Annotated in this window: 15 protein-coding genes; 4 read left to right on the top strand and 11 right to left on the bottom strand. The window is 45.6% G+C overall.

What is annotated here, in order from left to right:
* Window positions 1-466 precede the first annotated feature (466 nt).
* The 3 genes from murA to ACKA06_RS13170 form a co-directional block, all read right to left on the bottom strand.
* Window positions 467-1,777, bottom strand: coding sequence for a UDP-N-acetylglucosamine 1-carboxyvinyltransferase (gene murA / locus ACKA06_RS13180; RefSeq protein ID WP_411159856.1), 1,311 nt, complete (start codon window positions 1,775-1,777; stop codon window positions 467-469).
* A 32-nt stretch (window positions 1,778-1,809) separates the two neighbouring features.
* Entirely contained in the window at window positions 1,810-2,559 is a 750-nt protein-coding gene (locus ACKA06_RS13175; RefSeq protein ID WP_411159855.1) for a YwmB family TATA-box binding protein, read from the bottom strand.
* 620 nt (window positions 2,560-3,179) lie between these two features.
* Window positions 3,180-3,416: a DUF1146 family protein gene (locus tag ACKA06_RS13170; RefSeq protein WP_032086914.1), complete on the bottom strand. Its 237-nt coding sequence runs from the start codon at window positions 3,414-3,416 to the stop codon at window positions 3,180-3,182.
* A 496-nt stretch (window positions 3,417-3,912) separates the two neighbouring features.
* Between ACKA06_RS13170 and ACKA06_RS13165 the strand changes: the two genes are divergently transcribed.
* From ACKA06_RS13165 to ACKA06_RS13150, 4 genes are all read left to right on the top strand, one after another.
* Window positions 3,913-4,503, top strand: coding sequence for a hypothetical protein (locus ACKA06_RS13165; RefSeq protein WP_052011458.1), 591 nt, complete (start codon window positions 3,913-3,915; stop codon window positions 4,501-4,503).
* Between the two features lie 137 nt (window positions 4,504-4,640).
* Window positions 4,641-4,802: a hypothetical protein gene (locus ACKA06_RS13160; RefSeq protein WP_156416152.1), complete on the top strand. Its 162-nt coding sequence runs from the start codon at window positions 4,641-4,643 to the stop codon at window positions 4,800-4,802.
* Entirely contained in the window at window positions 4,792-6,144 is a 1,353-nt protein-coding gene (locus ACKA06_RS13155) for an arsenic transporter (protein ID WP_411159854.1), read from the top strand. Before ACKA06_RS13160 ends, ACKA06_RS13155 begins: the two co-directional genes overlap by 11 nt.
* Window positions 6,145-6,165: 21 nt before the next feature.
* Complete coding sequence (locus ACKA06_RS13150) at window positions 6,166-6,834, top strand: DUF2642 domain-containing protein (protein ID WP_411159853.1); 669 nt, start codon at window positions 6,166-6,168, stop codon at window positions 6,832-6,834.
* A gap of 475 nt (window positions 6,835-7,309) precedes the next feature.
* On the opposite strand, the gene ACKA06_RS13145 is transcribed toward ACKA06_RS13150, so the two are convergent.
* The 8 genes from ACKA06_RS13145 to atpB all read right to left on the bottom strand — a co-directional run bounded on the left by ACKA06_RS13145 (window position 7,310) and on the right by atpB (window position 13,931).
* Window positions 7,310-7,714, bottom strand: a complete 405-nt coding sequence (locus tag ACKA06_RS13145; RefSeq protein ID WP_032086917.1) for a F0F1 ATP synthase subunit epsilon — start codon at window positions 7,712-7,714, stop codon at window positions 7,310-7,312.
* Between the two features lie 22 nt (window positions 7,715-7,736).
* Window positions 7,737-9,140 (bottom strand): F0F1 ATP synthase subunit beta, encoded by a 1,404-nt coding sequence (atpD, locus tag ACKA06_RS13140; protein ID WP_411159852.1) that lies wholly within the window; start codon window positions 9,138-9,140, stop codon window positions 7,737-7,739.
* Window positions 9,141-9,212: 72 nt separating this feature from the next.
* Window positions 9,213-10,070, bottom strand: a complete 858-nt coding sequence (locus tag ACKA06_RS13135; RefSeq protein ID WP_032086919.1) for a F0F1 ATP synthase subunit gamma — start codon at window positions 10,068-10,070, stop codon at window positions 9,213-9,215.
* Between the two features lie 120 nt (window positions 10,071-10,190).
* A complete protein-coding gene (gene atpA / locus ACKA06_RS13130) occupies window positions 10,191-11,699 on the bottom strand; it encodes a F0F1 ATP synthase subunit alpha (protein ID WP_058299432.1) in 1,509 nt (502 codons plus the stop codon).
* Window positions 11,700-11,726: 27 nt separating this feature from the next.
* Window positions 11,727-12,263 carry a F0F1 ATP synthase subunit delta gene (locus ACKA06_RS13125; protein ID WP_058299433.1) on the bottom strand — a complete coding sequence of 179 codons (537 nt, stop codon included), beginning with the start codon at window positions 12,261-12,263 and terminating at the stop codon, window positions 11,727-11,729.
* Entirely contained in the window at window positions 12,260-12,781 is a 522-nt protein-coding gene (locus ACKA06_RS13120) for a F0F1 ATP synthase subunit B (RefSeq protein WP_032086922.1), read from the bottom strand. The genes ACKA06_RS13125 and ACKA06_RS13120 overlap by 4 nt, the downstream gene beginning before the upstream one ends.
* A 146-nt stretch (window positions 12,782-12,927) precedes the next feature.
* Window positions 12,928-13,140 (bottom strand): F0F1 ATP synthase subunit C, encoded by a 213-nt coding sequence (atpE, locus tag ACKA06_RS13115; RefSeq protein WP_032086923.1) that lies wholly within the window; start codon window positions 13,138-13,140, stop codon window positions 12,928-12,930.
* A 74-nt stretch (window positions 13,141-13,214) separates the two neighbouring features.
* The gene (atpB, locus tag ACKA06_RS13110) at window positions 13,215-13,931 is read right to left on the bottom strand and encodes a F0F1 ATP synthase subunit A (protein ID WP_058299434.1); all 717 of its coding nucleotides are present in this window, start codon (window positions 13,929-13,931) and stop codon (window positions 13,215-13,217) included.
* Window positions 13,932-13,945 lie beyond the last annotated feature (14 nt).

The raw sequence follows: 13,945 nt of genomic DNA, 5'->3' as shown, positions 1-13,945 counted from the left end.
TTATTGGGTCTATGTCTGCTTAAATGAATCTTTTTACTTCATTTTCCGCTCAAAAACTGCTTTTTGTCATCAAAAAGGATAGGGAATCTTATTATCGTCTTGTCTTTAGACTTGAAAAAACCCTCTATGGAGGAAATTGCATTAAAGTGTTCCCGGCTGAAGCAATAAGTTATGCCCCTTCTCCAGCGATATTATCGATATTTAACAATTTATTATCGGAAACTCGAGTTTTATTATTGAAAATCAACTTTTTATTATCGAAACCATTTTTACTATTATCACTATTAGTTCGTTATGATTGAAGATTACCCGATTCAAATTGAATTTGTCCAGTTATAATCGACCAGACCGGTTTATTATCGAAATTCATAACAGGACGGGCTTGGCTAAACTGCTATCACTCAAAACAAAAAAGGCAAGCTCCCCAAACCAGGAAAGCTTACCTTTTCTATCTATACTATTATGATTATGCGTCTTTTAACATGCTCTGTTCTGAAACAGCTGCATCGTTTTCTTCGACTTCTTTTACGCGCTCGATGTCTGCGCCAAGGCCAGCAAGCTTCTGGTGGAAGTTTACATAGCCGCGGTCGAGGTGCTTGAGTTCGGTTACACGAGTGTAGCCGTCAGCGATCAGACCAGCGATGGAAAGCGCAGCTGCTGCACGTAAATCGGTAGCCGCAACTTCAGCGCCTTGAAGGGCTGTAGGTCCCTGCATGATGACAGAGCGGCCTTCGATCTTGATATCAGCTCCCATGCGGCGGAATTCTTCCACGTGCATGAAGCGGTTTTCAAAGACAGTCTCGGTGAGTACACTTGTACCTTCCGCTGCTAGAAGAAGGGCCATCATTTGTGACTGCATATCCGTCGGGAAACCAGGGTGTGGCATCGTCTTGATGTCGACGGACTTCAACTTGTCAGGTCCGATTACACGCAGACCTTCGTCTTCGTCAATGATGGTAACGCCCATCTCTTCCATTTTTGAAACTAAAGAAGATAAATGCTCAGGAATCGCGCCTTTTACAAGGACGTCCCCTTTTGTGATGGCTGCAGCCACCATGAATGTTCCCGCTTCGACGCGGTCAGGAATGATGCTGTGCTCGACACCGTAAAGGCGTTCCACACCTTCAATGCGGATCGTTCCTGTTCCTGCACCGACTACGTTTCCACCCATTTTATTGATGAAGTTTGCCAAATCGACGATTTCAGGTTCTTTTGCGACGTTCTCGAGGATCGTTGTCCCGTCAGCCAGGGCTGCTGCCATCATGATGTTCTCAGTGGCACCCACGCTTGGGAAATCCAGGTATACTTTCGCGCCTTTCAATCGTCCATCGACTTCCGCTTCGATGAATCCGTTACCGACCTTTACTTTGGCTCCCATTGCTTCGAAGCCTTTAAGGTGCTGGTCGATTGGTCTTGAACCGATGGCACATCCGCCTGGCAGTGCCACCCTTGCTTTTCCGGTACGTCCAAGAAGCGATCCCATTACAAGAACGGATGCACGCATTTTGCGGACATATTCGAATGGGGCTTCTACAAATAACTCCCTTGATGCATTAACGACCACTTCATCATTATGGAACTCAACATCTGTATTTAAATGACGTAATACTTGATTAATCGTATATACATCGGAGAGTGGTGGTACGTTTGTAATTTTGCTTTTTCCTTCACTTGCTAATAATGTAGCAGCGAGAACAGGTAAAACGGCATTCTTTGCTCCTTCAACTTGCACAGTACCGCTTAAACGCTGACCGCCGCGGACGATAATTTTTTCCAAGAGTATTCCCCTCCGCGTCCAATTTCTCTATATTAATATTCAATCGTCAGGATGGGTGTGCCAAGAACAAAGGTTGTCTTGGTGCCCATTCCGCTTTTCCGTAGACCTAGTTGTATGTTCATTTCGTTATTTTTTATTGGTATTGACCGTGACATTTGCTTCGAGTAGGCGGAAACGGAATGGAAGTCTTCTTCTTCCAGAGACTCCGTTTCGGTTGCGTCAAGAATCGACATCATTTCGACGGCCTGATTCGACAAAACTTTCTCAAGCTTATCATTGAATTCGCCTTTTATACAAGAGAAAATCAAAGGTTTAGAAGTAAAAATGATTTCCATGTTTGGGATAAACTGTTTTTTTAGATACTGCGATGTCTTTTCTCCCATCGATTCCTGTTTTCCACGGATCTCATACATAAAGTACGAAATGGAATGTCCGTTTCCGAGGGTACGCTGCAATTTAATTGTTTCTTCCCCGTGGGAGGTCTTGCGAGATCCCACAACAATTACCTCTTCAGCCTTCTCTTCAGTGGACCAGTTGAAATCAGAAAAAGTTTCTTGCATATTCTTACTATATTGGGCAAATCCTTTATTCGTGAAGCTTTTTACATTTTCTCTTGCATATAGAGACCATTCATTTACTTCACCGTTCGTTTGAGAAATGGCGTGATCAAGCTTTTCGATGTCCAATAATTGATTGGCTTCGATAGTGTTCTTCCCATTTATGATAGGCAGGAAACCTATTCCAACAAAAAAGATTAACAAAATGTAAAAATACCGTGTCATTTTCCATTCCTCCCCTTAGGTAAAAGTCTTTCCTTCTACAGGGAGAACATACTTCGAAAATGTCGTCATCTTTTTACAATTTTTTGTTGTGGGGTAGTACGAACACCGCTATTGATTTCCGTTCAAAACTTCGCTTTCCGCGGGCGGCCGGTGAGCCTCCTCGTCGCTCATGCTCCTCCGGGGTCTCACCTGTCTCGCTTTTCCCACAGGAGTCTTCGTTTTGCACTCCAATCAATAGCTGGATACAGGTGTAATCATAAAAAACATTTTCAACGTTGTTGTCTTGCATCGTGTGAAGAATTTTCAGATGATTACGTGTGCAAGCGGTTTGAACCTTTTTCACAATTGAAACCGTCGAACGCTTTATAGGAGGGGAAACGGTATTCTTTACTCCTCCGGCAGGCGTGATCAGGCTTATGTATGAAAACGGATTCACATTGAAACTTTTTCACAAACATGCAAATACAAAATTAATCTTACTCAAAACAGGCCCTATTGAAAACATGCAGGAAGTCCTATTTTTTGTAAACATTTTGTCTTGATTTTGTAAGATGTTTGGTTCCACCCGTTCGATCTTCTTATCATGCGGCATCCATCGGTATGTAACGGTGACGATAGCCTTATTGAAAGAACGCCGGCAGCTGCTGTGACCATAGATAATAATCAAGCAGGAATCGGCTTACGGATGATCCGATCGCGATCGTCAGCAGGATGAAGAGCAGTCTTGCCTGTGCGACGCGGTTCTTTTTCAGCAGTTTATCAAGCTGGATCGCCTGCAGTGCCCAGAATGTCACCCCGAACACAAATATATGCACGAGCATGCTGACTAATGCCTGCTGGCTGAAGCTGTCCATCATAGTGCTTCTCTCCAATCGATAAAAAATTCTACACACACATAGTCCATTTTACCACAATCATTTCTACGTTAATATGAATTTTTTTTGTATGGACAAATTATTTTTTTAGCATAATCCGCTTTCTTTCATTAGTATATGTACACTCTTCACTGAAGCCTCTGTCACCTCCCCGAAAGCTGTTCAACGCTGAATTAACGCGCTAAAGGACGGGCCTTTACCAAATTACCACACTGATTCGTAAAACTCCGTCGATATACCCCATTCCCTATCATTTTTAGGCGGTTGATTTAGTAGATTCACCCACTCTTCATTTTCTCTCTAGCATTAAGGTGCATCTACCTAGTGAGTTTGTGAACAACCTCCAGGATTTCCTTGTTAAATCAAGGTTTTTGCCCCTATTACTCTAGTAAAAAGGGCTATATTCATAGTACCTTGTCACGGTATGACACATATACATGTATTGTAAATGTTTATTATATTCAGGAGGGAATAGTGTATGAACAAAGTGTTAATGTCGAGTATGGTCGGCAAAGTCGTTAAGATCAACCGTGGTGGCCCTGAAGCTCGGACAGGTCTATTGTTATCTTCAGGTGATGATTACTTCGTCCTTCAGACGAAAGAGGATGGTATTCTTTATATTGCTTCCCAGCACGTGAAGAGTATCACCGAAAATGCAAAACAGGGCATCGATTTTGAAAGTGAGGGCTCTGAGTCACTGGTATGGAGCAGCGCCGTTGATTTCACTTCCATGCTTGGGGAACTTAAGCATCAGTGGGTGACCATCAACCGCGGAGGCCCTGAGAAAATTGAGGGTGTTCTGGAAGATGCAAACGGTGATTATATCACGCTTATCTTAAAAGAAGAAGTCATCCGCCTTGCTTCTTATCATGTGAAAAGCGTAGCCGTTTCCGTGAAGAAGAAAGAAGAAAATAAGTCTGAAGACAGCGGGGAAAGCAGCGACTCTAATCAATCTTCCTCAGAAAACAAATCAAACAACAACAGCGGCAACTCCAAAAACTCTAAGAACTCCAGCAAAAACAGAAACCTTAACCGCTACTATTACGAAATCGAAGCTTTGGATTTCTAATAGCGGACAGGACGCTTCACTCATGCTTCTAATCGTTAACAAAGGGCAGCAGTCTGAATCCCGGCGTTAGTCTTTCATCTTAGAGTAAAGACGCCGGGTACCCTTTGTTCATGGAATATCAGAGAGGAGGATACATGTTGTTGATGACCATCTATTTCATTGTATTGGGAAGCTTGTTTTATTTATTTTTCATATCTGCTTCTGCTGAAGCGAAAAAGGACAAACCGTACGGAGAACGCCCCGTCGACGCACCACCTCTGCCTTCTTATATAAAAGAGGCGAACCAGCATGTACGATAGCACATTCCTGTTGATGGTGCTCATCTTTTCCGTCACCATCATCGTCATGCTGTGGCGGCCGTTCAACGTGAACGAAACGGTTCCGACCACGATCGGTGCAGCGCTTGTGCTGCTGATCGGCATAGTGCCGCTTTCGGATGTCCTGAATATCTTCTCCATCGTCAGCGGAGCTTCCCTTACCATTATATCCACGATCATGATGTCGGTCGTGCTCGAAAGCATCGGTTTTTTTAAAATCGTCGCCGCCAATATCGTCAACCGGTCACGGGGTTCCGGCAGAAGACTTTATCTTTACGTCATCTTACTGTGCTTCATGATGACGATGTTCTTTAACAATGATGGCAGCATCCTAATCACCACCCCCATCATCATTCACATCACGTCACTCTTAAAGCTGAAAAACCACCAGAAAATCCCCTACCTTTTATCGGGTGCTTTGATTGCGACCGCCGCAAGCGCACCGATTGCCGTCAGTAACATCTCAAACCTGATCGCCCTTAAGATTGTCGGGCTCAGCCTGCAGGACTATATCCAAATGATGTTCGTCCCATCGATGATCGGGATCTTCGTCATTGCCATCCTGCTCTTCGTTTATTTTAAAAAAGACATCCCAAAAAAAATCCTGGAAGTCTCGGTCAAATGGAAAACGCAGGCTCAAAAATATTCCTACACCCACCCTCTCTCTTCCACGGGGAACGAGAAGGAAGTCGATTGGGGGCTGATCAAAGCATGCCTTGCGATCGTCGTCCTGACGCGTGCAGCATTCTTTGCCCTGACACCATTCGGGATCCCGCTCGAAGTCATCGGCCTCACCGGGGCAGCCATCCTTATACTCGTGCGCTGGTTCCGAACACAAACGGGAATCGTGGATATTTTTAAAAAGACACCGTGGCACATCCTGTTGTTCGCTTTCAATATGTACGTACTCGTCTATGGGCTTAAAAATGTCGGACTGAATGATTTCATTGTCGCGCAGTTCAAGGACCTGATTATGGGACAGCCCCTCAATGCAAGTCTCATCATGGGGCTCTTCCTGACCGCGGCCTCCAACCTCTTTAATAACCTGCCTGCCGTGATGATCGGGACGCTGTCCATCACCGAAATGGGCCTTGACCCGCATACGCTGCAGATCGCTTACCTTGCGAACGTCATCGGAAGTGATATCGGCGCGCTCCTGACCCCCGTCGGAACGCTTGCAACCTTGATTTGGATGTACATTTTAAAAACAAACGGCATATCAATTTCGTGGGCCCGTTATCTGAGAGTCACGATCGTCGTCGTGCCGATCGGCCTGATTGTCAGCCTGCTGAGTCTGTATCTCTGGGTCGAACTGTTATTTTAATAAGGAAGGAGTGTAGAAAACTTGAAAAAAGCATATTCATCATTCATTGGAAAGGCAGTGACCGTCGAGCTTACCGGTAAAAAAGAGATCAGCGGCTATCTCATCGATGTCGGGAGCGAAGTGCTGATCATCTTCAACGGCGAAGATTATATTTATGTATCTAGTATCCATATCCGTTCACTTCGAGTAGTGTCGATTGATGAGCTCGATATTGCAGAACCCACGACCGGTCCGCAGCTCGAGCAGGAGGACGAGCTTGCCCTTCGGAAAATCCTCACCTCTGCCAAAGGGGTCTTCATCGAGATCTACCTGACGGGCAATCAATCCATTCACGGCTACATCACAAGCATCATGAACAATTACTTTACCTTCTACTCGCCTGTCTATAAAACGATGTACATCTCCCTGCAGCACCTGAAATGGCTCACCCCCTACTCGGGATCGCTTTCTCCATATGCGCTCGGAAAGGATAAACTGCCGGTAAACCCGAGCCAGCTGTCGCTCGCCAGAACCTATGAAATCCAGCTTGAAAAACTGACCGGGAACCTCGTCGTCTTCAACCTCGGACTCCAGCCGGAATCAATCGGGAAAATAGAAAAAGTCGAAAACAGCATCATCCAGCTCATCACCGCAAAAGGCAGCTCGGTCTATTTGAACCTTCAGCATATACAGAGCGTGCATCAGCCTTGATTCCTTTTGGTAAGGCCCGTCCTTTCGTGCACTAATGTGCAAAAGGACGGGCCTTAAAGTTTTGATCGGAGACCCTTCCTTGGGACCGCGGGGGCGCGGCGGGATGATAGGTCTGCGTTGGTTTTCATTATCGCGTCATTTCCGACAAATATTCGGCTTATTTTGTTAAAATTAGTCCTGTTTTCTGTCCATTTCAGGGATTTTGCATCCAAAACACCGCCGTTCCAGCTCTCAACCAGCCATAATCATATCCCCATCCGCCCTGCCGACCGATATATTATCAAAAACGACCAAGTTATTATCAAAAATCCAATTATATTATCAAAAACAGAGATATATTATCAAAAGCGCCACATTTATTATCAAATCCATAAAATCGCCGTAATCCAAGTCTCCAGCCCTACACTTAAGTCCACAACCAAATCCCAAAATAAAAAAACACCCTCTCCAAAAAGGAAAGGGTGTTTCTCCATTATTAGAAGTTACGTTCGGAAACGTTGATTCTGTTCATGGCACGCTTAAGGGCAAGTTCGGCACGGCGGAAGTCTACGTCATCCTTTTGTGCCTGCATGCGGTTTTCTGCACGGCCTTTTGCTTCTTTGGCGCGTTGTACGTCGATAGCTTCTGCCGTTTCGGCAGACTGTGCTAGAATTGTCACCTGTTCAGGGCGGACCTCGAGGAATCCTCCGCTGACAGCTACAAGCTCAGTGTTACCGCCTTTTTTGAGGCGTACAGCACCGATTTGTAGTGGAGCAACCATCGGAATGTGTCCAGGTAAGATTCCAAGCTCACCGCTTTGAGCTTTTGTGCTCACCATTTCCACTTCTGAATCGTACACTGGGCCATCGGGAGTGACAATATTGACTTTTAATGTCTTCATTTTCTTCCCTCCTGGTCCCTGATTATACCTCTACGCCCATTTCTTTAGCTGCTTTCAGTACGTCCTCGATCGGACCTACAAGACGGAAAGCATCTTCAGGAATGTGGTCGTATTTACCGGCAAGGATATCTTTGAATCCTTTAACCGTGTCTTTCACTTCTACGTAAGATCCTTTTTGACCTGTGAACTGTTCAGCAACGTGGAAGTTTTGAGATAAGAAGAATTGTACGCGGCGTGCACGTGCAACCGTCAGCTTATCGTCATCTGAAAGTTCGTCCATTCCAAGGATCGCGATGATATCTTGAAGCTCTCTGTAACGCTGCAATGTCTGCTGAACGCTACGTGCCACATCATAGTGTTCTTCTCCGACGATGTCAGGAGAAAGCGCACGTGAAGTTGACGCGAGTGGATCCACCGCAGGGTAGATACCCATCTCAGAAAGTTTACGCTCAAGGTTCGTTGTTGCATCTAAGTGAGCGAATGTTGTTGCAGGAGCAGGATCCGTGTAGTCATCGGCAGGTACATAGATCGCTTGGATCGATGTAACGGAACCGATGTTTGTAGACGTGATACGCTCTTGCAATTGACCCATTTCAGTAGCAAGTGTCGGCTGGTAACCAACGGCTGATGGCATACGGCCTAGAAGGGCTGATACCTCAGAACCTGCCTGCGTGAAACGGAAGATGTTATCGATGAACAGAAGTACGTCCTGTCCTTGCTCATCACGGAAGTACTCAGCCATTGTAAGACCCGTCAAGGCAACACGCATACGTGCACCAGGAGGCTCGTTCATCTGTCCGAATACCATCGCTGTTTTCTTGATAACTCCGGAGTCGCTCATCTCGTGGTAAAGGTCATTACCTTCACGCGTACGCTCTCCGACACCTGCGAATACCGAGATACCGCCGTGCTCTTGAGCGATGTTGTTGATAAGCTCCTGGATTAATACGGTTTTACCTACACCGGCACCACCGAATAGACCGATCTTACCACCTTTGATGTAAGGAGCAAGTAAGTCTACTACTTTGATACCCGTTTCAAGAATCTCAACTTCCGTGGAAAGTTGATCGAATGTAGGTGCTTGTCTGTGGATCGGATCGCGACGGATGCCTTCTGTAAGCGGCTCGTCTAAATCGATTGATTCACCAAGGACGTTGAATACACGACCTAACGTTACATCCCCTACTGGTACAGAGATTGGTGCTCCTGTATCGAGTACGTCTGCTCCACGCTGCAACCCGTCCGTTGAAGCCATCGCGATCGTACGTACAGAATCATCACCTAGGTGAAGGGCAACCTCTAATGTAAGTTCAGCTCTATCTGCAATTTGGACCTTTAAAGAGTTGTAGATATCTGGAAGCTGCCCGCTGGCGAACTTGACATCAACAACTGGACCCATTACTTGAAGAACGTGTCCTTTGTTCATCTCTTTCCCTCCTAACTGGCTTTTAACAAAAACTTTATAAAAAATTGACGGTCATCACAGACCGAAGAAGTTCTATTCGAGTGCAGCTGCCCCGCCGACGATCTCAGTGATTTCCTGAGTGATCGCAGCCTGACGCGCACGGTTGTATTTCAGTGTAAGATTGCTGATGAGTTCCTTCGCATTATCTGTTGCGTTTCTCATCGCTGTCATACGAGCGGCATGCTCACTTGCTTTACCGTCAAGAAGTGCACCGTAAATCAAGCTTTCAGCGTATTGAGGAAGCAATACTTCAAGGATTTCTTCCGGAGACGGCTCGAATTCATAGGAAACAAGCTTGCCGGAAGTATTAAGATCCGTTAATGGAAGAACTTTTTTCTCCGTGACATCCTGCTGGATGGCACTTACATAGTGGTTGTAGAACAGGTAAAGTTCATCGTATGCCTCTGCAGAGAACATACCAACCGCTTTGTTAGCGATGTCTTTAACATCCGCGAAACTCGGCTGATCCGGAAGACCAACGACGGATTCGATGACATTAAAGCCTTTTTTACGGAAAAAGTCGGCTCCAACACGGCCAAGAGCGATAATGGCAAATTCATCATTCGAGCTGTGACGCTCTTTAATTCGATTGCTTACAGCACGGATTACGTTACTGTTATAAGCCCCCGCCAAACCGCGGTCTGAAGTGATTAACAGGTACCCGGTCTTTTTAACGGGGCGGGAGACTAGCATCGGATTCCTTACACCTTGACTACCTGCCGCAACGGACGTGACCACTTCCTGGATCTTGTTCATGTAAGGGACGAATGATTTCGCATTCGACTCAGCACGATTCAATTTGGAAGCAGATACCATTTCCATTGCTTTTGTGATCTGACTAGTCTTTTTGGTAGAAGTAATACGAGTTTGTATATCGCGTAACGATGCCACTGGTTCTCACCACCCTTTACATATTGTTAGACACAGGGGGGCGCGGCATTAACCGGTAATGCACGCGGCCCGGACCCCTGTGGTCGAAAGCCTGTTTTTTAAAAAAATGGCCTCTTATCCTTACTCGGATTTGATGAATGTCTTCTTGAATTCAGAGATCGCTGCAACCATTGCCTCGTCTTCAGGAAGACCTTTCGTCGTGCGGATTTGATCTAACAATTCTGCATGGTTGTGATCCAGCCAGCTTAGGAATTCACCTTCGAAACGACGAATGTCTGTTACTGGAATATCGTCTAAATGACCTTTAGTCAATGCATAAAGGATCATGACTTGTTTTTCGACTTTAAGCGGTTTGTTAAGATCCTGCTTCAGTACTTCTACTGTACGCGCACCACGATTTAATTTCGCTTGTGTCGCTGCGTCAAGATCTGATCCGAACTGAGCAAATGCTTCAAGCTCACGGTATGCTGCAAGGTCAAGACGCAGTGTACCGGAAACCTTCTTCATCGCTTTGATCTGTGCAGATCCCCCAACACGTGATACGGATAAACCTGCGTTGATCGCCGGACGTACACCGGAGAAGAACAGGTCAGACTGCAAGAAGATCTGTCCGTCTGTGATGGAGATAACGTTTGTTGGGATATAAGCGGAGATATCTCCTGCTTGTGTTTCTACGAATGGCAATGCTGTGATGGAACCGCCGCCTTTTGCATCACTCAATTTCGCTGCACGCTCAAGTAAACGGGAGTGCAAGTAGAATACGTCACCAGGGAATGCTTCACGGCCTGGAGGACGACGTAATAATAGGGAAAGCTCACGGTAAGCAGAAGCCTGCTTGGAAAGATCATCATAAACAACAAGAACGTGCTTGCCGTTATGCATGAACTCTTCACCCATTGTGATACCAGCGTAAGGTGCCAAGAATAGCATTGGAGCTGGTGATGCTGCAGATGCCGTTACAACGATTGTGTAATCAAGGGCACCGTGCTTACGCAATGTTTCAACTGCGTTACGTACAGTTGATTCTTTTTGTCCGATCGCAACATAGATACAGATCATGTCTTGATCTTTTTGGTTCAAGATGGAGTCGATCGCAACAGATGTTTTACCTGTTTGACGGTCTCCGATGATCAATTCACGTTGACCGCGGCCGATTGGCACTAGAGCGTCGATCGCCTTGATACCTGTTTGAAGCGGCTCGTGTACGGATTTACGATCCATAACACCAGGTGCTCCGCTTTCAATTGGACGTGTTTTAGTTGTTGCAATCGGGCCTAACCCGTCGACTGGTTGTCCAAGTGAGTTTACTACACGACCTACCAGTTCTTCTCCTACTGGAACTTCCATGATGCGTCCAGTACGACGAACCTCATCGCCTTCACGAATGTCACTGAATGGTCCGAGAATGATGATACCGACGTTGTTTTCTTCTAAGTTCTGTGCCATACCCATGACACCGTTAGAAAATTCAACAAGCTCTCCAGCCATGACATTGTCGAGGCCATGAGCACGAGCGATACCGTCACCGATTTGGATAACTGTACCTACGTCGCTTACTTTCATCTCAGACTGGTAGTTTTCAATTTGCTTTTTTATCAGCGCGCTGATTTCTTCCGCCTTGATGCTCATGAATTTCACCCCTCATTTATACGAAAGTTAACGAATTAGTTCACGCTCAAGACGAGTCAATTTACCTTGAAGGCTGCCATCATAAATACGGGTTCCGATTTGAACCTTGATGCCGCCCAGTAAATTTTCGTCTGTCACATTGGTAATTCTTAATGATTGTTTTCCGACTTTTTTAGCAAAAGAAGATGATAGTGCTGACTTCTCATCTTCTGACAATGGACGCACGGAGTACACAGTCGCATCTGCGATTCCGCGTGCTTCATTGGTTAATTCGATGTATGCCTCAACAAGACCTGTGATCTCGCCCGTACGGTGACGGTCCGTCATGATCATCAGAGTGTTTATGACAAACGGAGAAGCCGTTTGAAAAGCTTCCTGGATGATGGATTTCTTCTTCGCCAGCGTAAACTTCGGATTCTCGAAAAGAGCGTTAAGCTCCCTGTTCTCCAAGAAAACCGCTCTTACTGTACGCAGCTCCTCTTCGATCGCTTCAAGCTGATTATGTTCTTTGGCAATATCGAAAAGAGCTAACGCATAGCGCTTTGCAACTGTAGAGTAGCTCATCGCTCTTCCCCTACCTCTTGAATATAATCATTGATTAACTTCTGTTGATCGTCGGCAGAAAGTTCTTTCTCGATGACCTTAGAAGCAATAAGTACGGATAGTGATGCAACTTGTTTCTGAAGTGCCGCAACCGCTTGTTCTTTCTGCGTTTCGATCTCGCGCTTCGCAGATTCCTTCAAGCGTTCAGCTTCCTGGCGGGCAGAAGCGATGATTTCTTCACGCTGCTCCACGCCTTGCTTTTTAGAATTCTCGATCATAGCTTGAGCTTCTGTGCGTGCTTCTTTAAGAAGTTGACGCTGCTCCTCAAGAATCTTGTTTGCTTCTTCACGGCTTGCTTCAGCCGCTGTGATTTCACCGGCGATATGGTCTTCACGCTGCTGCATGATTCCCATTAACGGTCCCCAGGCAAATTTCTTAAGAAGCGCCATAAGGATAAGGAACATAATCAGCTGGAATACGATATCCCCACTGTTGAATTGTCCGCCGCCTGCACCTAAAACGAATGCGTTCGTTAACATACTCGATTCACTCCCTTCAAGAATCGATCGGATCTTATTTTTATAAAATGGAACAATCTATACTTACAAAAAAATTTTCAGTACACAGGAATGGCGAAGATAATCGTCAAGACGAAACTCCGCCATTTAACATTAAGCCGGTTCTATTAGCTTCCAAGAGCGATGAAGGCAATAACTACACCGATGATCGGAAGTGCCTCAACTAGTGCGATACCGATGAACATTGTTGTTTGAAGCGTACCTCTTAATTCCGGTTGACGTGCAATTCCTTCTACTGTACGACCTACGATAAGACCGTTACCAATACCAGCTCCTAGTGCTGCTAAACCAACTGCGATTGCTGCTGCGATAAGACTCATTCTAAAGTTCCTCCTTAATTTATAAGAAAATATTTTTTTATATATGTTTGTCCATTGGAATGAACAGGTATATATTAATGGTCATGACTAACTTTATGAGATAGATAGACCATCGTTAACATACAGAAAATGAAAGCCTGGATTGCCCCGATGAAAATCGAGAACCCTTGCCAAGCAAGCATTGGAGCGATGGCTCCGATTGTACCGCCGATACCGCCGTTAACGGCCATGCCTGCGATAAGTGCCAGCAGGATTTCACCGGCATAGATGTTCCCGTAAAGACGAAGACCCAATGTAAGAGTGTTTGCAAACTCCTCAATGACTTTCAACGGGAATAGCCACCACATAGGTGAGAAAAAGGTGTCCTTACCGTATGCACCGAACCCTTTCATCCTGATTCCATAGAAATGGGACAGCGCCACGATCATAACCGCCAGAGTCAATGTGACCGCCGGATCGGCTGTTGGTGATTTCCACCATAGTTCGTGATCATACACAACTGAGAACGGAAGACCCAGCATGTTTGATACAAAGATATACATAATGATTGTGAGCCCGAGGATATGAAAACGTCCACCCGTTTTCCAGTCCATGTTGCTCTTGATGATTCCTTTCACAAAGTCCATGACCCACTCGAAAAAGTTCTGCATCCCGGTAGGCTTCAGGGCTAAGCGTCGTGTCGAAATAACTGCGATGAGAAACACAATGGCAGATGCTATCGTGATCATCATCACGTTGGCCAGGTTGAACGTAAGGCCCATAAAATCGGCTAAAGGTGCTTCATGATTCAAAATACTTCACCTCT

Origin of the sequence: Rossellomorea oryzaecorticis, assembly GCF_045897515.1 — a bacterium.
GTDB classification, from domain to species: domain Bacteria; phylum Bacillota; class Bacilli; order Bacillales; family Bacillaceae_B; genus Rossellomorea; species Rossellomorea enclensis.
The sequence above is the reverse complement of the archived record's forward strand: the minus strand, read 5'-3'. Positions and strand labels throughout refer to the sequence as shown.